This window comes from Peribacillus sp. Bi134 (assembly GCF_918698065.1).
Classification (GTDB): Bacteria; Bacillota; Bacilli; order Bacillales; family DSM-1321; genus Peribacillus.
On record NZ_CAKKLN010000002.1, the window covers coordinates 120207 to 142226 of the forward strand.

The 22020-nt window shown below is 37.7% G+C and carries 16 protein-coding genes, 1 tRNA gene and 1 riboswitch; of the genes, 9 read left to right on the plus strand and 8 right to left on the minus strand.

Annotation, left to right across the window (positions count from 1 at the left end; all coding sequences use genetic code 11):
• The first annotated feature begins 13 nt into the window (after positions 1-13).
• Entirely contained in the window at positions 14-1201 is a 1188-nt protein-coding gene (locus LQ188_RS03540) for a methyltransferase domain-containing protein (protein ID WP_230176068.1), read from the plus strand.
• 106 nt (positions 1202-1307) lie between these two features.
• On the opposite strand, the gene LQ188_RS03545 is transcribed toward LQ188_RS03540, so the two are convergent.
• Positions 1308-2858 (minus strand): ABC-F family ATP-binding cassette domain-containing protein, encoded by a 1551-nt coding sequence (locus LQ188_RS03545; protein WP_034316019.1) that lies wholly within the window; start codon positions 2856-2858, stop codon positions 1308-1310.
• 232 nt (positions 2859-3090) lie between these two features.
• On the opposite strand from LQ188_RS03545, the gene LQ188_RS03550 reads away from it, so the two are divergent.
• A complete protein-coding gene (locus tag LQ188_RS03550) occupies positions 3091-5283 on the plus strand; it encodes a DNA topoisomerase III (RefSeq protein ID WP_230176069.1) in 2193 nt (730 codons plus the stop codon).
• Between the two features lie 214 nt (positions 5284-5497).
• Here LQ188_RS03550 and LQ188_RS03555 read toward each other — a convergent pair whose 3' ends face one another.
• On the minus strand, positions 5498-5662 hold the full coding sequence (locus tag LQ188_RS03555) for a hypothetical protein (protein ID WP_230176070.1): 165 nt from the start codon (positions 5660-5662) through the stop codon (positions 5498-5500).
• Between the two features lie 521 nt (positions 5663-6183).
• Between LQ188_RS03555 and LQ188_RS03560 the strand changes: the two genes are divergently transcribed.
• Together LQ188_RS03560 and LQ188_RS03565 are read left to right on the plus strand one after the other, a co-directional pair.
• Positions 6184-8172: an acyltransferase family protein gene (locus LQ188_RS03560; RefSeq protein ID WP_101223907.1), complete on the plus strand. Its 1989-nt coding sequence runs from the start codon at positions 6184-6186 to the stop codon at positions 8170-8172.
• Positions 8173-8782: 610 nt separating this feature from the next.
• Positions 8783-10459 (plus strand): hypothetical protein, encoded by a 1677-nt coding sequence (locus LQ188_RS03565; RefSeq protein ID WP_230176071.1) that lies wholly within the window; start codon positions 8783-8785, stop codon positions 10457-10459.
• 262 nt (positions 10460-10721) lie between these two features.
• Here the strand turns inward: LQ188_RS03565 and LQ188_RS03570 are convergent, their stop codons facing one another.
• Entirely contained in the window at positions 10722-11063 is a 342-nt protein-coding gene (locus tag LQ188_RS03570) for a chromosome segregation protein (RefSeq protein WP_230176072.1), read from the minus strand.
• A 737-nt stretch (positions 11064-11800) separates the two neighbouring features.
• On the opposite strand from LQ188_RS03570, the gene LQ188_RS03575 reads away from it, so the two are divergent.
• Positions 11801-12406: a recombinase family protein gene (locus LQ188_RS03575; protein ID WP_230176073.1), complete on the plus strand. Its 606-nt coding sequence runs from the start codon at positions 11801-11803 to the stop codon at positions 12404-12406.
• A gap of 205 nt (positions 12407-12611) precedes the next feature.
• Here LQ188_RS03575 and LQ188_RS03580 read toward each other — a convergent pair whose 3' ends face one another.
• A complete protein-coding gene (locus tag LQ188_RS03580; protein WP_230176074.1) occupies positions 12612-13025 on the minus strand; it encodes a hypothetical protein in 414 nt (137 codons plus the stop codon).
• Between the two features lie 275 nt (positions 13026-13300).
• On the opposite strand from LQ188_RS03580, the gene LQ188_RS03585 reads away from it, so the two are divergent.
• A complete protein-coding gene (locus LQ188_RS03585) occupies positions 13301-13951 on the plus strand; it encodes an SEC-C metal-binding domain-containing protein (protein WP_230176075.1) in 651 nt (216 codons plus the stop codon).
• A 151-nt stretch (positions 13952-14102) separates the two neighbouring features.
• Here the strand turns inward: LQ188_RS03585 and LQ188_RS03590 are convergent, their stop codons facing one another.
• The 4 genes from LQ188_RS03590 to LQ188_RS03605 form a co-directional block, all read right to left on the minus strand.
• Positions 14103-14780, minus strand: a complete 678-nt coding sequence (locus LQ188_RS03590) for a hypothetical protein (protein WP_230176076.1) — start codon at positions 14778-14780, stop codon at positions 14103-14105.
• 452 nt (positions 14781-15232) lie between these two features.
• Positions 15233-16498, minus strand: coding sequence for a hypothetical protein (locus tag LQ188_RS03595; RefSeq protein WP_230176077.1), 1266 nt, complete (start codon positions 16496-16498; stop codon positions 15233-15235).
• A gap of 739 nt (positions 16499-17237) precedes the next feature.
• Positions 17238-18284, minus strand: a complete 1047-nt coding sequence (locus LQ188_RS03600; RefSeq protein ID WP_230176078.1) for a tyrosine-type recombinase/integrase — start codon at positions 18282-18284, stop codon at positions 17238-17240.
• Between the two features lie 176 nt (positions 18285-18460).
• A tRNA-Arg gene (locus LQ188_RS03605) sits at positions 18461-18534 on the minus strand.
• A 203-nt stretch (positions 18535-18737) separates the two neighbouring features.
• Here LQ188_RS03605 and LQ188_RS03610 point away from each other — a divergent pair.
• From LQ188_RS03610 to LQ188_RS03620, 3 genes are all read left to right on the plus strand, one after another.
• The gene (locus LQ188_RS03610) at positions 18738-19610 is read left to right on the plus strand and encodes a polysaccharide deacetylase family protein (protein WP_230176079.1); all 873 of its coding nucleotides are present in this window, start codon (positions 18738-18740) and stop codon (positions 19608-19610) included.
• 86 nt (positions 19611-19696) lie between these two features.
• Positions 19697-19872, plus strand: a riboswitch (cobalamin riboswitch).
• A gap of 163 nt (positions 19873-20035) precedes the next feature.
• Complete coding sequence (locus LQ188_RS03615; protein ID WP_230176080.1) at positions 20036-21001, plus strand: ABC transporter substrate-binding protein; 966 nt, start codon at positions 20036-20038, stop codon at positions 20999-21001.
• Complete coding sequence (locus LQ188_RS03620; protein WP_230176081.1) at positions 20964-22019, plus strand: iron ABC transporter permease; 1056 nt, start codon at positions 20964-20966, stop codon at positions 22017-22019. Before LQ188_RS03615 ends, LQ188_RS03620 begins: the two co-directional genes overlap by 38 nt.
• The last annotated feature ends 1 nt before the right edge of the window (position 22020 follow it).

Genomic DNA, 22020 nt, shown 5'->3' on the forward strand with positions numbered 1-22020 from the left:
TTAGGAGGTACATATGAAGGCAAGTTATTATCAAACAATCACATTAATGGCGAACATATTGGATCAAGCTAATATTCCCTACCAATATTCAGGTCGATCTGCTCTTTTCGTACAAGGAGTGGATATCGATGAATATAAGAAAATCGACATGGATGTACAATGGGATGTCTTTAATGAGGCTTTGGATCTTTTTTCCGAATACGCGCCAACAAAGCCTGAAAGAAGTCCTGAGACTGCATTCTTTCTAATGGATGTCGAGGGGATTTCTGTCACTGTTCGCTGCCGGTTTAACACGACCATTAAAACGGACCCTTATCGTTTATCCATAAAGATGGGGGATATGGAGGTTTGGTGCAGGTCGTTATACAGTTATTTATACGAAGAAGAAATGAGAAAGTTCAGTGCCGAGATTCATGCTTACTTATCAGCCGAGCAGAAGGGGTTCACAGCGGAAAATGAACAGGCGTGGAACCAGAATAATTATTTAGCGCTTGTCAATCGTTATGGAGATCCCGTTGAATTGGCATCAAAAATCAAACAGAACCCAAAATGGAGACTGCACCCTTTTTATAAATATATGGGGGAAATATCCGGCAAAAAAATCACTCATTTGATGGGATCGAACGGTGTTAAGGCAGTTGCACTGGCCATATTGGGAGCAGAAGTGAAAGTCGTTGATTTTTCCCAGGAAAACGCAATGTTTGCAAATGAGCTGGCAAGTGGCGCCAAAGTCTCCATCGAGTATATAGTTTCGGATGTCCTTTCGCTATCATCCGAGCATGAATCGGGGAATCAGGATCTGGTTTTAATGGAGCTCGGTGTACTTCATTACTTAATAGATCTGCAGCCGTTATTTGAAAAAATTAAAATGATGCTGAAACCTGGAGGCCGATTCGTACTGCATGAATTTCACCCGATTTCAACAAAGCTCATTACTTCAAATGGTAAAAAACACAAAGTCACAGGCAACTATTTCGCTCCGGCAATCGAAAATAATGAGGTCGCTTTTTCGAAGCATATGCCGGATGAGGAAAAAGGGAGCCTTTCAAGAGTTGTACAGCGTAAATGGACAATCGGGGAACTTATAACGTCAATAGGTCAATCAGGGCTCGTTATTAAAGTGCTCGAGGAAGAACCGAATCATAAAATCCATGATATTGGGCTTCCGAAAACATATACCTTGGTGGCGGAACGAGTTTAAGCTGCATGATGAGGAAATGAAAGCTGACTGAAGGAGCCCTTTCAGTCAGCTTTTTTATTTATTCCTTAATAAAGGGGATGCCGCTTCTGCGACATCCCCGAAAAAATTAATTTTGTGCCGACCACTCTTCTACATCCCATACTTTGGTAACCCAATCTTCATAGAAATCAGGTTCATGGCATACGAGGACAATCGTTCCTTTATACTCTTTCAATGCACGTTTCAGTTCTTCTTTTGCAACGACATCCAAATGGTTCGTCGGTTCATCGAATAACAGCCAATTGCTTTCGGTAAGCATGAGTTTACATAGGCGCACTTTAGCTTGTTCTCCACCGCTTAGATGGCTCATCGGACGTGTAATGTGCTCATTTTTCAAACCGACACGGGCAAGAATCGCACGTACCTGCGGTTGGTCCAGATGCGGAAATGCATTCCATACTTCATCGATCGGCGTCGTATCGCCTGCTTTCACTTCTTGTTCAAAATACGAAGAAAAAAGGAAATCGCCAAGTGATCTTTTACCGCCTAGAGGATCGATTTTACCCAAAATCGTTTTTAATAGAGTGGATTTACCAACTCCGTTACAGCCGACCACGGCAATTTTTTCTCCCCGCTCGATGGTCATGGACAACTTCGGAAGCAATGGGCGGTCATATCCGATTTCCAGATCTTCACCTTCAAAGACATAACGGCTGCTCGCACGTGACTCTTTAAAGTCAAAGGTAGGTTTCATTGCAGTTTCCGGACGATCGATGCGTTCCATGCGATTCAATTGCTTTTGACGGCTCTTTGCCCGTCCGGTCGTTGAATAGCGTGCTTTATTCTTTGCAATGAAATCTTCTTGCTTTTTAATGAATTCGCGCTGTTTTTCATAGGCGTTAATATGTTGGTTTTTATTCAATTCAGCCAGCTCAAGGAATTTTTCATAAGTTGCCGTGTAACGGGTCAATTTAGAAAATTCAAGATGGAAGATGACGTCGACGACGCCGTTCATGAACTCGGTATCATGCGAAATTAATAAGAATGCATTAGGATATTCCTTTAAGTAGCTGCTCAGCCAGCGGATATGCTCCACATCCAAGTAGTTCGTCGGTTCATCAAGGAGCAGTACTTCAGGCTGTTCCAAAAGTAGCTTGGCTAGTAAAACCTTTGTCCGTTGTCCGCCGCTTAGGGCAGAGACATCACGGTCCAAACCGATTGCATCCAACCCTAAACCGCGTGCCGCTTCTTCAATTTTAATATCCAGATTGTAAAAACCGCCGGCTTCCAGCTTGTCCTGGATTTCACCCATTTGTTCCAAGAGTTCTTCAAGTTCCTCCGGAGTGGCAGTACCCATTTTCTCTGTAACTTCATTCAGTGCTTTTTCCTGCTCGAATAAAGGTAAGTATGCATCCCTCAAGACGTCGCGAATCGATTTACCCTTTGAAAGTATCGTATGTTGATCAAGATAGCCATATTCGACACCCGGTGTCCATTCGACCCGGCCATCATCATGGATAAGTTGCCCTGTAATGATATTCATCATCGTTGATTTCCCGACACCATTTGCCCCGACCAGACCAACATGTTCGCCGGCCATCAGGCGGAAGGAAACATCCTTGAATAAGGTACGGTCGCCAAAGCTGTGTGCTAATTTATCTATAGAAAGTAAGCTCATTTATATTGAACCTCCCAATTAATTTGAAAAAATCCCTACGTTTCATCATACTAAAATCTGCACGGGATTGCTATCTAATCTATTAATTTACATATATGTGGGTACGGGGAGCCCCTCGAAGGGTAATCCTTAATGTGAACCAATGGATCCAATGCCATGCCGTGCATTATCGCCCTGTCTTAAATTATATGAGATAATGGAGGAACCAGTTTAAAAGCGAAAGGATGTTATTATGAGTAAAACAGTCGTACTGGCCGAGAAACCTTCGGTCGGCAGAGATATAGCAAAAGTACTGAATTGCGGGAAAAAGGGTAATGGCTTTTTTGAAGGCGATCAGTATATCGTCACTTGGGCACTAGGTCATTTGGTCACCCATGCAGATCCGGAATCTTATGATGAAAAATATAAAACTTGGCGCCTTGAGGACCTGCCCATGCTGCCGCCTGCTTTGAAATTGGTCGTGATCAAGCAATCAGGCAAACAATTTCAATCGGTTAAAACACAATTGAATCGCAATGATGTCAAGGATGTCATCATTGCAACGGATGCAGGCCGTGAAGGGGAACTTGTTGCACGCTGGATTCTCGAAAAAGCGAATGTGAAGAAGCCGGTCAAACGGCTTTGGATTTCCTCTGTAACGGATAAAGCGATCAAAGATGGATTCAAAAATCTGAAGGATGGCAAGGAGTATGAAAACCTATTTGCCTCTGCTGTAGCAAGGGCGGAAGCGGACTGGATCGTTGGGATGAACGCGACACGTGCCCTAACAACGAAGCATAATGCCCAGTTATCCTGCGGGAGGGTCCAAACGCCGACACTTGCGATGATTGCAAAAAAAGAAGAAGAAATAAAACAGTTCCAGCCTAAGAAATTTTATGGCGTTTCGGCAATTGCAGAATCCAATTTGCGACTGATCTGGCAAGATGCCCAATCAAAAGATATCCGCACATTCGATAAAACCAAGGCAGAAAAGGTTCTTGCAGCCGTTAAGGGGAAAAGTGCAGAAGTGGTTGAAGTGAACAAGGCACATAAGAAAAGTTTTGCCCCTTCATTATATGATCTAACAGAACTTCAAAGGGACGCCAATAAGAAATTCGGCTATTCGGCGAAAGAGACTTTATCGATCATGCAGCGCTTATATGAAAGCCATAAGGTCTTGACTTATCCAAGGACGGATTCACGCTTTTTATCAACGGATTTGGTTGATACGCTAAAAGAAAGATTACAGGCTGTAAGCATTAAACCATATGCCCAGTATGCATCTAGGATTCTGCGCAGCCCGATTAAAACAAATAAATCGTTCGTGGACGATAGCAAGGTTTCTGATCACCATGCAATCATCCCCACTGAGCAAACGCCGCTGCCGGGAAAACTGAGCGACAAAGAATCGAAAATCTATGATTTGGTCGTTAAAAGGTTCCTTGCTGTATTGATGCCGCCTTTTGAATATGAACAAACGACCATCACCGCAAAAATGGGGCAGGAAACGTTCATGGCAAAAGGGAAGGTCGTCCTGAAATCAGGATGGAAGGAAGTCTATGATCACCAATTCGATGAGGAAGAAGCTAAGGATGGCCTTGCTGAGCAACTGCTTCCGAATGTTCAAAAAGGTGACAGTTTAACCATTTCGACTGTGAAACAAACAGAGGGTGAAACGAAACCGCCGGAACCATTCAATGAAGGGTCGCTTCTTTCGGCGATGGAGAATCCTGCACGTTTCATGGCAGGGGAAAGCAAAGAGCTCATCAAGACTCTTGGTGAAACTGGCGGGATTGGAACTGTGGCAACGCGGGCTGACGTTATTGAAAAATTGTTCAATAGCTTCCTGATCGAGAAGAGAGGAAAGGGCCTTCATGTTACCTCGAAAGGAAAACAACTTCTTCAATTGGCACCTGAAGACTTGCGATCTCCAGCTTTGACAGCCCAATGGGAGCAAAAGTTAACTGCGATAGCAAAAGGGAAGCTTCCAAAACAGGCCTTCATCGGCGATATGCGCGCTTATGCCAAAAATATCGTTTTTGAAATCAAAAATAGTGACCAAAAATTCAAGCATGATAACGTGTCAGGAACGAAATGCCCTGATTGCGGCAAGCTGATGCTAGAAGTGAATAGTAAAAAGGGTAAAATGCTCGTCTGCCAAGATCGTGAATGCGGTCACAAAAAAAGTGTTTCACGTGTAACAAATGCCAGATGCCCACAATGTCACAAAAAGATGGAAATGCGCGGTCAAGGAGATGCACAGACATTCACCTGTAAATGCGGTTTCCACGAAAAGCTTTCTTCTTACAATAAACGAAGAGGGCAAAATAAAAATCAAAAAGTATCCAAAAATGAAGTATCCAATTATATGAAAAAGCAAAATAAAGAAGAGCCGATCAATACTGCATTGGCGGATGCCTTGGCAAAACTGAAATTCGATAAATAAAGGAAAGAGTCCTTCACTTTTAGTTCCAAGGTGAAGGGCTCTTTTTTATGGAGTTAATTGCATGGAGCAGGTATGGGGAAATTTCCTTGTCGGCAGGCCCGTCTTTCCAGACAACAAGGTTGCAGCTTTATGAACGCAAAATTGGTATAAAAGAAAAAGACGGCAGAAAGGGATGGAGCGCTCGCTCCATCCCTTTCCATATATCCTGCATCTGTTACATTTCATTCAGTACGGTGCCATGTAATTCATATTCAAGTGTTTTGTCAGTGTGTGTGTGTTTATCCGAATCTACTCGTATGAGCGTACTGAATGGCTTCTGATCACCCGGACTGAAAATTGCTTCATCATTCTCTGGATTCCATAGGCTGTAAATACTCATGATCGTATCCTCCTCCTTTGGATGAGAAGACTAGTAATTCCCATATTTGATTATCATCCATCTCTTCAATTGACTCTAACGCTGATCACCGGGACTAAACACCGCTGCGTCATTCTCTTTGTTCCATTGGCTTCTGATTGTACTCATCATGCACTATCATCTCCTTTGGTGAGAATGTCTTACAGTATTCATATACCCGGATGGGACAGGATAAAACATATATTTTTAAAAAAACATGATTATGTTTCTGAATAACAAGTTGTAACATGCCGAGTTTGCGTCTGCTTCCAAATATCCATAATGCCCCATGGTGGACTAACGTTTTTTCATAAAGTAAAGTTCTGCTGTAGGCTTCGTGCCCAGGCAACGACATTTTCTGTAAGGGGCCTTGGTTGAAAAGTTGGAAAAAAATCCGTACTTGTGAAAATTAAAGAACCTTTTCTACTATGTTGACAAATCATTATTGTAAAGTGATATAATTTTAAATTGTATGCATGACAAAAGGTAGGAGATAGAATCAAATGAATCAAAAATTAATTAATACTGAGAGTAAGTTCAGACCCGAAATCGAAGGGTTACGTGTTGTTGCCGCACTGCTGGTGGCGGTTTATCATATATGGCTTAATCGTGTTTCTGGCGGGGTTGATGTCTTCTTTGTAATTTCAGGTTTTCTTATTACTACTTCAATTGTTTCCACAATTAATCGAACAGGGGAATTTCGTTTTCTTCCATATGTCACCAAATTAATGAAAAGATTACTTCCTTCTGTATTTTTTATTCTTGCAATTGTTTTGGTTTTAAGTTGGTTTTTATTACCTAAATCAATTTTAGATAAAACTATACATGAAGTATTTGCCTCCATGTTTTTCTATCAAAACTGGCAACTTGCTTTTTCGAGCACAGATTATTTAGATTCCAGTCAAATGAAAACACCTGTTGAACACTTTTGGGCTTTGTCTATACAGGGACAATTTTATATAATTTGGTTTTTATTATTTACTTTGATTTTATTTTTAATAAAAAAATATAAATTAACTAAAGTTAAAACATTAATTAATACGATTTTAGGAATATTATTTGTTTCTTCTTTTATATATTCCATATATTTAACCTCTGTCAATCAGCCATGGGCTTATTTCATAACGATGACACGTGTGTGGGAATTTGCTTTAGGCAGTTTGCTCTGTATCAATTTATCATCAATTAAGGTAAATAAATATATAGCAACAGTGATAGGGTGGCTTGGGTTAATCGGTTTAATTTTAACGGGAATAGTTTTCAATGTATCTGAAATGTTTCCGGGTTATATTGCCTTATGGCCAATGACCTGCGCATTATTCATTGTTTTGTCTGGTACACGCGATACAAAATATGGTGTCAAACGCTTTTTAGGTTCACCTGTAATGGTGAAGCTAGGTGGAATCGCTTTTGGTATCTACTTGTGGCATTGGGTATTATTGGAGTTCTATCGTTATAATGTCCAAGAAACTCCAGGATTCATCGTCGGAACTCTTATTATCATTTCATCAATTGCCCTTTCTTTTTTAATGACTCGATATATAGAAGAACCAATCCGAAGCTCAAAGGACAACAAATTCTCATTCAAGAGACTCGGGATAATGGGCAGTGTGAATGTACTCTTGATTGCATCGCTTTTAATTGGAGTATATATAGATAAAAATAGGCTGGAAAATAATATAAACGATAAAAATTATCCAGGAGCGTTAGCTGTAAAAAACCCTGATGATATACCTGATCAGGAACCAATTCCATCATATTCTGAAGTCTTTGATGATTTACCACAATCGCATTTGGACGGCAGTAACCAAGGGTTGAAGGAAAGTGACTTGAAAATTGGGGAATATGGCGAAACTGAAAATTACGATGCTACAATTGCCCTGATCGGCAGTTCCCATTCAGAGCATTGGTTAGGTGCCATATTAAAAGCTACAAAAGATGATAATTATCGTGTATTGAATATGACCCGTTCAGGTACACGTTTTTCAACAGGTTATACGGATGATGATTTGAAAGGTATCTGGGTCAATAATGTTCTCGATTATCTAAAGGATGCAGATGTAGATCTTGTCATTTCTCACGCCACAGCTTCTGATACGCCTAATAATAAAATACAACAACAGATGGTTGATCAGCTGCAGTATGTTAAAGATGAATATGGTATTGAAGTGTTAGCGGTTCGTGATGATCCAAGATATAGTTTTAATGTACTGGAATCATTAGAAACACATGGAATAGAAGAAACAACAAAAAAAATGAATTCAGTAGATAATCAGAAAGACGAAAGCTTTTGGAGACAATTTGAAAAAGAGAATAAATCATTGCATAAAATTGACTTAACAGATTACTTTAAAGTGAACGGTGAATTTCAGCCCATTATTGGTAATGTTATAATTTACCGGGACAATAGACATTTAACGAATACTTATTCTGAAAGTTTCGGACCTATTTTTGATGAAAAAATCAACGAGATAGGCTTAGATAGAAAGTAAGTGTAGCTAAAGGGAGTTTTGTTTGGGTCTATTGGTTATCTTTATATAAAAAATCTGAGTTCTGTGTTTTACAGGGCTCGGATTTTTTTTATGAACTTGTCTAACCGCCCCATAAATCACAGAAAAAACCCTGTTACTACGCGGAAGAACCGCATTGTAACAGGGTTTTTAGTTAGCGTCCCAGATAGGAATCGAACCTACGACCTACAGCTTAGGAGGTACTGCTTATTACAGTTTCCTTAACAAGTAGGCTTGGACTGTTTATAAATCGTATTATAACGGCAATTTCCATGCTTTTACCGTATACCATGCGTAAATACTAGATAAAAGTGTCTGACGTTTCCGAAACAATGTTTCCGACTTTTATTATATAATTACTGTTTATCTTTTTTCAAGAGATTATTTACGTTGCCAATAGAAAGTTAAAATTTTAATCTCGATTTTCAAAGAAAGATAATATTCTGTCTTAGTATTAAGAGTTTAATAAAGGTGAAGCTTCTTAGATAATTATATTATGTGGAAATCCTTTTGGTTTTTACTGGAATATAGTGTTAAAATATTGATTGTAAATATGTGTTCTAAATGAGTGTATTACGAGGTGGGGAATTTAATGAAAAAATTAGGTTTAATAATATCGATCTTAGCTTTACTGTCACCGTTTATTATTTTCTACCTTCAAACCGACAAACCAGATGTTGTCTATACGGTGTCAGATAACATACCTGTTAGTAATGAAAGTGCAAATAATAACATTCAACAAGTTGAAATTAAGAATTCAGGGAATTCAACTGCAAAAGGTATACAATTGAAAATTGATGCAGATATTAAGAAATCTAGAGTGATACAGGATTCAGAGTCAGATAAAGTTGAAATATATAAAGGTAGAAGCTTTGAATTAGTTTATTCTCAGTTACCACCAGATGGAAAATTCACAGTAGTAATTGAATCAGATATTAAAGGATTGGATGAAAAAATACTCACCATAAAGAGTGAGGATGGTAATGCAAGAAATGGTTTAGAAAGTAACACTAATATATTTAGTTTGCCCAATATATTTCTAACTCTTTATATATTGGTGTTTTCTATGTTTAATCTAAGAAGTTCTTATACTTACCTAAAGTTAAAGAGGACGCTTAATCCCTCGCGTGAAAATATAGAATTTGTTTTCCGGAAAAAACCTTTTTACTTTAAGGAAAAGGAGTGGGCTGAATTACTAAAAAATTTCTTAGAAGTGAAAATTCAAGGTGATTTATTAGGAAGGTATCTAGAAGTTAACATAGAAGAATGGAATAGCTACAAAATTTTAATAATGAATGATAAGCCAAATTTATCTGAAGAAGATTGGAATAAAATAAAGAAAGAAGCAGTGGACGCATTTAAAATAAAAATAAGATATTACATATTAAGCCCTAATATATTCTATTCTGACGAAAAAGTGGTTTCATTTGGAGTTAGTGTAGCGGAAAAATTGGGGAATTTACCCGACTCTTTAAAGAGAGAAATAAGTGGACTGATTAGTGATGAATATATTAACTATAAATCAAAACAAAAATATTTTGATTTAAAAGGTATAAATAAAACTATAACCGAACCTAAACCTAACTTTGTAAAACAAGAAAATTGGGATAATTACATTGAGTTTTTGAGTGAAATTCAATATATGTTTTTGCTACAAACTATATTTAGAAATTATGAGGAACCAATAAAAGTAATGTCCCAATACGAAACAAAAATAGTTAAAGATAAAGATAAGCTTAATGAACTTGCTTATTCTATAGAATTTTATAGATACCTCTTAGATAAACTAATACATAAACAAGACTATGAATTTAAAGAAAAACCTAATTGGATAAAAGAAGAGGATATACAAAAATTAAATAGAATATCTTCTATTATTGTAAAATGTAATAAAGATATTGAGATAACAGGTAAAAAAAATATGTTTATAAATAAACTAATAACTAAAGGTGAGTTATTAGAAGACGACAAACCAGAATACTTCGATGGCTATGAATGGGAAAAAATAATAAAGCTAAGTGATAAATTAAAAGAAATTGACCAATTTGAGTCCAACCACCAAAGTAGACAAGCAACTTTAGTAACGGAGGAAAAGGAAGTTTCAAAATTAAAAGAAAAGGTTAGATTTCAATTAAATACAATTCATGACCTGCTACAAAATCCTTATACAATAGACCGTATTGAGAGTTATGATAATTATTTTTCAAAAGGGAACTATGAAAATTTAGAAAAGCTAGCAGCATACTTAAAAGAAAATGATGTTTCTTGATAGCCTCTTTTATAGAGGCTATTTTTTTAATCAGTTTCCCTTTTTACCCTTTCTCAAAGTCCTCAGGATATGATGCCCTGTGGCGTTCCCTTTCTAGCACCTCTTTAAGTGCTTGTTATTAAAGTGCTTATGAAGCATTGCGTTTTATAGCTTTATACGTTCCTCATTATCCATTTCTTCCATAGCTTTTAGTATCTGTTCAGCAGTCATTTTAGTTTTATTTTCCACAGCAGCCATTCCTCCTAAAAAGTTTTTTAAGACACTATTTGATATTCCAATATCTATCTACTTTTAACCCAGTCTCATTATAAAATTTTTCCTCAAAAAACATATTAAAAAGTTCAGCTACGATTTCTGTATTTAGAAATAAATAGTTATTGTAATATTTTCCAGTTTCGCGATAAGAAAATTCTACTCCTCTTAATCTATTCTTAAACATATCCTTAACCAAATTTCTAAGTTCCTCAAACTCTTCACTTACATTTTCCAATTGTACCTTTGTCTCTTCTAATTCTTTTAGTTGGTTTTTAATTCTCAAATAGTCTGCCAATTGTCCTTGGATTTCTTCGTATTCTTCTTCACTTAATACCACTTGTCTAATCAATTAAAATACCCCCTACGTTTATACTTAACTATCTCGTAGTTTAATAATAAGGCAACCATTTGAGAAGTAAAAGTTAATTCACATAGAACCTCTTCCTCTGCAACCCGAGTTCCCCAAAAGGTTTTTAAAAATATAGTGTATATTTTGCAGACACCAGATCACCACACAGACACCCCCCCGCCTCCCCATGGTACAGGCTTCCTTATATTGCCATGCCTTGCTGTGCGGTTAGCCTCATTACTTACTACTACCTAGCCTCGCTGATCTTCATTCTTTCATTCTCTTTTTATTGTTGTTTCTTCTTTCTTGTTCTTCTTCATTGTTCTTCATTCATTCTATTGTCCTTGCCTTGCCTCGTGTGGTGGTGGTGAGGCGTGCCTCGTGCCTTGCCTATGCTGTGCGTTATCCCTTTTAGTGCCTCTATATGGTACGGTGTGGGCATGCGGTAGGTAGGTGCGTGCGGCGTGCCTTATATAGCCCTTCCCTTTTGATTGACACTATTGATAGACCCCAACCCCTTATTCCTGTGGTGCTGTATAGCCTCAATCATTAGTGCTGAGTATTGATTGATTCTATAGTCTAGAAAGGTACACAATAATAGACGGTAAAGAAACAACCCAGATAGAGTCTATTAAGTGTTTAAAATAAACCTTTATGAACGTCTATAAAATAATTGTTCTTTATGTACGGTTGGTGTATATTAAGACTTATCAGATTAAGAAACGGTGGTTTTATTCATGGGAATCAATTTTGCGTACATAAGAGTTTCGTCTAAGGAACAGAATCTAGACCGTCAATATGAAGCTGTAAAGGGCTATGTAACGGACGAGAAATACATATACAGTGATAAGGCAAGCGGTAAGGATATGGAACGTGAGGGCTTTCAGAACTTGTTAAAAGCTATGAGGGAAGGCGATACCCTTTATATCAAGTCTATTGACCGTTTAGGGCGTAATAAAGACTTGATTAAGAGTTACTTAGAACACTTCAAAAAAGAAGGGATCAGGGTTAAGATTATCGACCTTCCTACCACCATGCAGGACGTATCAGCAGGAAACGAATGGGTTATCGATATGATTAACAACATCATCATAGAGGTTTATACATCAATGGCTGAACAGGAAAGAGTTAATATTAAACAGCGTCAATCTGAGGGTATTGCGGTTGCTAAAGCTAAAGGAAAGCATTTAGGTAGACCAGTTTTAGAACTACCTAAAGAGTGGGGCAGGTTATACAAGGAATGGAAAGCTGGGAGAATCACAGCTGTAAAGTTCATTGAAGAAGTGGACATGAAGAAAGCGACTTTCTATAAAAAGGTGAAGGAATATGAGGGGACACTTTAAGAGGTGTAGCCTTTTTTTCTGCTTACAGTGATGTTGTGCAAAAAAGGTTTTCAACTTGGCTGTGTAAACCAACCGTGGAAGCGATATTTGCACACATTTACACAAGGTTTAAATCATAATAATCCTAATTTATAAAGGGTTCAACCCCTATTGTCCATTTGTGCAAGCTAAAATAAAAACACCCTGAAATTGGGTGCTGTAAAAATTATAATAAATGGCGATAAGCGTTTTTAAATAGTTGGTCTATATAATGATTATTCAAGTAATGCGAAACATTTTCTTTCCCCGTAAAAGCTATATATGCAAAGTCATTTTCGAACCTAATTTCAGCAATTTTTTCTTTTGTTTCTGGATGAGGTTCTTCATTCCTTACTATAACCTCAATGCTTTCACCATTATTTACCAGACCTAAAGCATAGTAGTGAATATAAAAATAAGTTGTAGCTGTCCCTTCGAGTTTGCGTGTCAAAAATAGTGATTTGTCTCTTCGGGCTAAATCTTGAGTAAGTTCATTGTAGGTTTCTTCAAATTTTGCTACTACACTATCATAATCAATCAGTTTTTTACTCGTTAACATACCTTCAATTTTATTTCTTAATGTTTCTTTCCAATCTTCCATTTTCAACACTCCCTTTTCCCCTACTTAATTCGACAGAAAGGGATTATTTACCTGCTACCCGTATAGTAAAAAGCACCCGTAATGGATGCTATAAATTTCTCTTGCGTTCATAAATTTATACTTAAACCTACTAAATTTGCCCAACATTGTACTATTTCAGACAGTTATATTAGCCCTAAAACTTTACAGTGGTCGTGTGCTAACAAAAAAACCAGGCAGCTATTCCTATAATGTATTATTATGGAATTATCCCCTATAAGAAAAGAGGAATTAAAATGCCCCATATGCCAGCCATTTGTGACACTTGTGGTACTATTTTCAATTCAGGTTTGTATATTGAAAACGCTAAAGGAGTAACACTTTCAGGAAACACAGCAGGCCCTTGTCCATCCTGCAATAATATGGGACATATCCCTGATGGAATCTATAATTTTGTAGAGAATGCCTTAAAAGTTATAACTCCAGAAAAAACCATTCAAGAACTAAAAGCATTCGAAGAGACTATTCGTATAGCACAAAAAAACTACCAAAAACTTGAACAAACAGAAGGATTAGTAAGAGAGAAATTTGAAGAAAAAGCAGAAGAAGAATTAGAAGAAAAATTAGAAGAAAAAAGTCCACAATTAGCTTCTTTCGTTAATTCACTACCAGCAAATAATGAAACCACTAATGTTTGGTTACAATTCTTTTTATCATTACTTTTATTGTTTATTCAAAATGCCATTGATGAAAAGCCTGAACCTGTTCAACCTACTGTAATTGAAATTAACACTGTAATCAATAACATTTCAACAAACACATATGTTCCTAATCAAAATCAACCAATTGTAGTAGAAAAGGTCGGAAGAAACGAACTTTGTCCCTGTGATAGTGGGATAAAATACAAGCGTTGCCATGGACTTAATGAAAATCAAGTTACGTATTAAATTTTAAGTAAGAATGCTTTAGGCTAGTGATAGCAATAATAGATCTTGCGGTAAATCTGCTTAACCTTTAGGGGTTAGGCTTTTTTACTTTTACCACAGTTTCTTTGTTAGGACATGAGTCTCATGAAAAAACACCCTAAGGGGTGCGAAGTTAATCGTTAATTTTTCTATTTCTAAAGAACTTTATAAAATCCTTACCAAAGTCTGTAAAGGCCGTATCTTCTTCTGGTGATTCTAATGCCCCCCATGTTCCCGCATTGATAACATAAACTTTCCTTAAACCAAGTTGCACTAATTTATTATCTATATACTCTAAGCTAGTTCCATCAAATTCAAAATTTCCGATATTGTAAGTGTCTTGATTCTGAATTTCTTTATTATACATTTCTAACAATCGGGCTATTTCTTTCTTTCTAAGACTATTTAAAACATCATAAAATTCAAATAGAGAATCTTCTTCATACATTGAATCATTTATGATAGATTCCAATCCATTAACTAATATTTTGATTTTTTCTTCTTGTTCTTCTTGCATCATGTTTTTAAGTATTAGGGGTAATGCTTTTTCTTGAATGAATTTTTCTTGAAGTTCATTTAAAGTAACACCGATATTTGCAACAACAAAATTCAGTTCCTTAAGACCTTTTTTTAAATTTCTTATCTTCATATTCTGTATTCCATTGCCTATAATGGGGGCAGCACTTTCTAAAAAATCATATCCAAGATTAAAAATGGCACTTACTGATGTATTTTCTTCAATACATAGCAACTTCTTTAAATATCCATCAAGATCCCCATCCAATATTGATTCAAGCTTATCTGGCATCAATTAAAATCATCCCCTTTACATCCTTAATTCAACAAAAAGGAAATAACATCCTGCAATATAAAATTTAACCGTACTTTAAGTATTCATTTTATCGCTACGTTAAGTAGTCAAGAAATCTTGGAATCCAGTCTATAAATTTATTCTATGCAATTCGTTAACCGCCTTAAGTTACTTTGTTAATAAACTCGGCTAAAGCCTCGTGTGAGGGCATAAACCATCCCTCACAGCTATAGATTCAAATACTAGTAATATTATTATAATCACTCTATTACAGCCAAATTATCATGGAAAGGGGGTAGCCGTTCTTTGGCTATCCCTTGGAATGTTAATTGGAAAGTTTTTATTATTTTAGTATCTTTCTTATAAGGAAATACTCGAAAAACCCATTGATACCAACGTTTTCAGCGTTTGTTTGCTAGGTAGTGTCTAGCAAGGTTTTAATGAAGTATTAACTAAATTTCATTGTTTAGATATTGTTCCAACAGTGTTCTCATTCGTATAGAAGGAATATAAACATTTATAGTTTTTTCAGTACGAATACGGCTGCGAAACAACCATTGAAGCAGTTCTGATAATGCGAATAATTCCACATTTATTTCTACCTCATGTTTGCTAAAGAAGTTTTTTATCACAGGATTGGTATACCTGTTAGCTAAATATATACAGGTGCTTTTATGTTGATAATCATTTGTAGCACGTGCATTTACACTGACAAAGTGATCCTTTAATCCGGATGGAGTAACCTTATCTCTAAACTCTTGGAAAGTAGTCCACATGACTTCTTCTGTAGGGACAGTGCATTTATGGCGGTAATAATTGTAGGCACAGTTTCGGATAACCCGTTTTGTTTCAGTGTTCATCGTCTTTTTCTTTAAATCAGAAACACTAAATGAAGAATGTTTACTTCCAATTTTGTTCATGTCCTTCTTATCTCTAGGTGATGAGTAATAAATATTGATACGGTTCTTTAAATGTAAACGATTCTCTTCCTGATAAGGGATGTACGAAGAAAGTTTATATTCCTCATTTGTGCTTATAACAGATTTATAGTTGTAATTGAGACCAAATAAATCAAAATATGCACGTTGAATTTGTCCATTAAACATGTAAGTTAAGATAAAAATTTCCTCAAATGATTTAAAGGTTTCAACTGGAAACGTCCAATAAATCGCTATAGGTTCACTAGCATCATCCTCATACATCATGAGGTTGCCCGAATTAGCTAGATTACGAATCTTTTCGAAATAACCCTGACGATAGTCAACTTGTGCCCATGACACGATCCCTTTTTTGTCCACTTCAATAACCTTATTCTGTATAAGCATTTTTAAATCATCCTTGGAAATCTTAACTTGTTCAATAACATCCATAACTTCATCCAAAATCAAAATGTAATTTTCCATCTCTAAAAGGTCAATAACTTCACTATCTACACGTTTAAATAATGAGTGAGTGGATACAATGTTTTCCCCGTCAGCGATAAGGCGTTTAATATCCTCTAGCTTTGTTTCACCAGCATTATCACCATCCGGCTGCTTAAAATCACGGTTAACAGAAGATAAGACCCGTTCCACTTCAGTTTTAAAAGGTGTAATGTAAATAAACTTTTGGTAAGTTGGTGCTTCATTCATATACTGAATTGCCCAGCTAGTTTTTCCACTGCCCATAATTGAATCAACAATGTTAATGTTTTTTTGCGTTGGTATTTTCAATAGCATATATAATCTTCCTCTTCATGTGTGTTTTGTAAGAGTTAACTTACCTACTTATTAACTGGCACTTTACACATGAATTAGGACATATCTTTAAGTAGTAATCATAAATCCAACATAGGGTATGTTCTATATTTTCTTGATTTTCTTGACTTTTGGTTTTGACTTACTGCTGAATTAACCAGATTGTCTAGGAAACATTGGACAAAAGAATGATTACCTTTATAGCACTAAAAAAATTAAGTACTATAAAAGCAGCCATCCATTAACACTGAATTGAACCGAGTTGTTGAGGGTTCCACCGTATCACCTTGTTTGAACGTTGTACTTTCATACTCAACAGACTTTTTACACGTTATGCTTGTCCAACGTGCCGAATGTTATCGTTTGTCTGATGCTACCTGTGCCTTAACACACCAAGCAACCAACCGAACCGTTTAATGGTCGTTCTCACCTAGTAACCACCAGCAAACAAGGAAAACTGTTAATGTGATTACGGCTGTATTTTCTGCATTGGCTACAACCAGTACCTTTCAAGGTTTTATTTACTTGCTATTAGTAGGCATTCCAGCAAGAGGACAACTAACAGAATGCCTTAAAAAGACAATACTTAATACGCCTTGCATTAACGAAATTTTTTCGATAAAATGAAGGTAATTAACAGACTGATAGCTGTTCAGTTATTCAGTTTTATAAGTTGAGTTTTCTTGGCACAGTGCTGATGACACTGTGTCTTTTTCCGTTTTTAACGATTGCTACGCTTCATATACTTTCTCACTGGTGAAAACTTATTGTGCTGATTTTTGATGTGTACGTCATCCAATTGCACATATTTTCTTGTGGTTGTGATATTAGAGTGGTCAACAATCTTCTGTAAGGTGAATAAGTCACCGCCATTCAAAATGTAATTACGGATAAAAGTATGTCGAAATCTGTGTGGATGTACTTTAGGTATTCCTAATGCAGTCCCAACTTTGTATAACCTTCTTCTGATTGTGTCACCAGTCAATGGTTCACCGTAAGCGTTCATAAATAGTGCTTCATGGTCTCCAAAATACCCGATACATTCATCGTGTAGCTTTCTAAGTTCTCGCATTACTTCACGGCTTACAGGGATGTGACGACCTTTTCTGTTTTTATTTATTTCTGGTGGTATAAAGATTGATGATTCTTTAAAATCCATATTAGAAATCTTGGTTGAAATTGCTTCGTTAATTCGCATCCCAGTATCAAGCAAAAGCAAAACTAAAAGCTTATCTCGCCATTCCCCAAAATTGCGTTCATTGAAATAATTTAAAATCAATGTAACCTCATCGTCTGAAAAACCCTTTACTTCTTCTTCAGCATCCAGTTTAAGATTCTTGATATTCTTCATTGGGTTATCAGGCGTTATTCCTTCTTCAAACCAGAATTTACACATTGTTCGTAACGTACGTAACCTTATATTTATTGTGTTTACTGATAAAGTAGTGGTTTTCTCACGCTGTTCATCGCCTGCATAAGCCTTCTTATTTTTAGAAAAAGTGATATATTCTCTTATTAAAGAAGGTGATAGATCGCTAACGTAATTAAAAGACGGATGATAAGCAGATAAGTATTCCGTTAAATACCTAATGTGTCGTACATATTCGCCTAATGTTCGCTGTCGGACACCTTCAGCAACTTTTGCACTTAGAAAAATATCTAAGGCTTCTTGCAGTGTGTATTCAATCGTGAAACTTTCCGTAGTCTTACTGGTCAATTTCCGTTCCTTTAACGCTGTTCCACGCTGTTTAATAACGTGTTTTTTCATAAAAAAAAGCACCTCCAGACATAGAAAAGTAATAGTGAAATGGAATATCACTGTTTCCTACGTACAGAAATGCTTTTATCCTACATACAATTTACGGCTTTTACGGTCATACCAACAGAAAAAAACCCTGATACAACACGGAAAAACCGTATTATAACAGGGCTTATAAACTTTAGCGTCCCAGATAGGAATCGAACCTACGACCTACAGCTTAGGAGGCTGTCGCTCTATCCTGCTGAGCTACTGGGACATATAAAAAGTCGACGACTTATTTATTATATTTCTTATAGGCAAACTTTTCAAGCTAATAGCACATACTTATTAAAAAAAATCCTCATAAATGCTTAACAGGTCACTAAGCTCTCGTCTTTCCCTTTTTTTCATTTAATGGAATACTTTATTAATCACTAGTTTTCTGGTACTATTTTACTATAAAAAATTAGGAGAATGATAGTGGGGAAATATAGAGTGTTAAGGATGGTTGCATTGCTGGGGATTTTGATTTTACCTGCATGCTCACAAGAGATTTTAGAAGGTATAGGCACAAAGACAGCTGCACCGATTGCGGAAGATGACATCGAAGTGGTCGAAGCGGCGGATAATGGGGCAGGGCAGGAATTGGAGGACCAGATCGATACGGGAGACTGGATAACGGCCGAGCCCGCCGTCCAGCTTCCAATCTTGATGTATCACAGCATTTCTGAAGGTAATCGCCTTCGGGTTCCAAGTGAGGAATTCCGGTCACAGATGGCTTGGCTTCGGGAGAATGGCTACTATACATTATCTCCTGAAGAGGCATTCCTCGTTTTAACCGAGAATCGGATGCCAAGTGAGAAGTGTGTCTGGCTTACTTTTGATGATGGCTATACAGATAACTTCACGGAGGCTTTCCCGATATTAAAAGAAAATGATATGAAAGCAACTGTCTTCATGATCGGGAAGTCCATTGATAAAGGTCATCACCTGACTGAAAATCAAATGATGGAGATGAGCAGGAATGGGATTTCGATCGAAAGCCATACTATCAACCATTTGGAGCTGAACCGCATGACGGCAGAGCAGCAAGAAGCTGAAATGGTCCAGTCTAAGAAGCTATTCGACCGTATTCTCGACCAGGACACGACAGTGCTTTCCTATCCGGTTGGCCGGTATAACGAAGAGACTCTCAGGCTGTCAGATGAAGCCGGATACAAGATGGCAGTCACTACCGAACCTGGGGGAGCTTCAAGGGAACAAGGGATGCATGCCCTGCATCGAGTTCGGATTTCACCCGGTTTATCAGTCGATGGGTTTGCGACATTGATTGAAAATGCTTCAAATCATTGAGTGTGGAAGGGTCATTTCGAACCTGTTCAGAAAAATCATATAATAATCGATTCTTACATGGTGTATAATGAAGGCAATGAAAATTATATACATATGAACGATTTGGTGTCGTAATGACTTAAAAGGGAAGCTGGTGAAATGCCAGCGCGGTCCCGCCACTGTATATGGGAGCTGACGGCTGTGTACCACTGTATGAAATATGGGAAGGTGCCGTCGACGATGACCATGAGCCAGGAGACCTGCCAAAACTCGTACACCTGTAACCTACGCGGATGGGAAGGTGTGTGGCAGACCCTAAGAAGTCCGTAGTGATATTGTTGCCATACAAGCACCTTCCGTTTAACGGGAGGTGCTTTTTGTTTTGGGGGCATCTTCCGAGATTATTGGGTGAAAGAAATTAAATAAAAAGATTGTGGGGAATGAAAATGAAGAAAATTTTTGGTCTGATATTGTTGATGTTGCTTACTGCAGGCATGATGGTCGGCTGCGGTGGAGCTACTGATGAAGGAAAAGAAAAGCAGCAAACGAAACATGCTCAACACGAAGCTTTCCCGATTACGATTAAAGATGCAACTGGGGAAAAAGTAACGATAGAACAAAAACCGAAGAAAATCGTTTCGTTAATACCAAGTAATACGGAAGTGGTCTTTGCACTTGGTTTGGGTAAAAAGGTCATTGGTGTTTCCGATAATGATAATTATCCGGAAGAAACGAAAGAAATTGAAAAAGTTGGCGGAATGGAAATGAACACGGAGCTGATTGTCTCCATGAAGCCTGACCTTGTTCTTGCCCATGCATCAAGTGCCCATAATTCGAATGAGGGTTTACAGCAGCTTAAGGATGCTGGAATAGATGTCCTCGTAGTCAATGATGCACAAAGCTTTGACCAAGTCTATGAGTCTATTGAAATGATTGGACAGGCAACGGGTGAACATGACAAGGCAAACGAAATCGTTGCGGATATGAAAACGAAGCTCAAGGATATCGAGGAAAAAGCCAAATCCGTAAAGGAAGAGGATAGGAAGACCGTTTTAGTGGAAGTTTCGCCTTCACCGGAAATATACACACCGGGAAAAAATACTTTCATGAATGAGATGCTTACTATTATTTCAGCGGATAATGCTGCTGCTGACTTGGACGGTTGGGCAAAGATTGATGAAGAGTCGATGATTGCTGCAAATCCTGATGTCATCATTACAACTTATGGTTATTATACGAAAGATTCAGCAAATGAAGTAAAGGGCCGAAAAGGATGGCAAGACGTAAATGCTGTTAAGAATGGCCAAGTCTTTGATGTCCATTCTGACTTGGTGACCCGTTCCGGTCCACGCTTGATAGAGGGAGTAGAGGAACTTGCCAAATCAGTCTATCCGAACCAATTTAACAACTAAATGGACGTTTGCCTATTTGATTGCTTTTTTAATTTTGTTATTCGCAATGACGGTAGGCATTTCCTTTGGTTCGGTGTCAGTACCGATTCCCGTACTTTTAAAAATAATCGGCAAGGAGATCTTTCATTTGCCGATTTCCGCTGATCCGGATGTGATGCTGACGAATATCGTGATGAACATCCGCTTGCCGCGTGTGTTGCTTGCGGGGTTGGTCGGGGCATCGCTGGCGATTGCGGGTGCGGCATTTCAGGGGCTGCTCCGGAACCCGCTCGCTGATCCTTACACATTAGGTATTTCATCAGGAGCATCGGTCGGCGCCGTATTGACAATATTCTTGAATATATCACTGCCGTTCATCGGTTTATACACTCTTCCGGCATTGAGCATTTTATGCTCAGTGCTCACGATGCTCTGCGTATTGACTTTTGCAAAAAAAATGGATCGATCGATGAAAGTGGAAACGATCATTTTAACGGGAATCATTTTCAGCTCGTTTTTAAGTGCCTTCATTTCATTGATGATTGCGCTGACGGGTGATGAATTAAAACAAATCATCGGCTGGTTGATGGGAAGCGTTTCAATGCGCGGATGGAATTATATTGCAATCATTTTGCCGTTTTTTATCATTGGTTCGTTGATCTTGATCATGAATACAAGCGAATTGAATGCGATGACTTTCGGGGAAGACCGGGCAAAACACTTAGGTGTGAATGTTAAGCGGCGGAAAATGTGGATCTTGATAGCCGGTTCGACATTGACAGGGGCAGCGGTAGCCGTTTCAGGGGCGATTGGCTTTGTAGGATTGGTCATTCCTCATTTTGTCCGAAAGATATGGGGACCTGATCATAAACATTTGCTTCCGCTGTCATTGCTGATAGGAAGCGGATTTTTAATTTTGGCAGACTTTGTAGCACGGACGGTCATTGCCCCATCGGAACTGCCGATCGGGGTGATCACCTCACTTATCGGGGCACCAGCATTTGCGCTGATTTTATTAAAGAGACGGAGAGAAGGGTAAA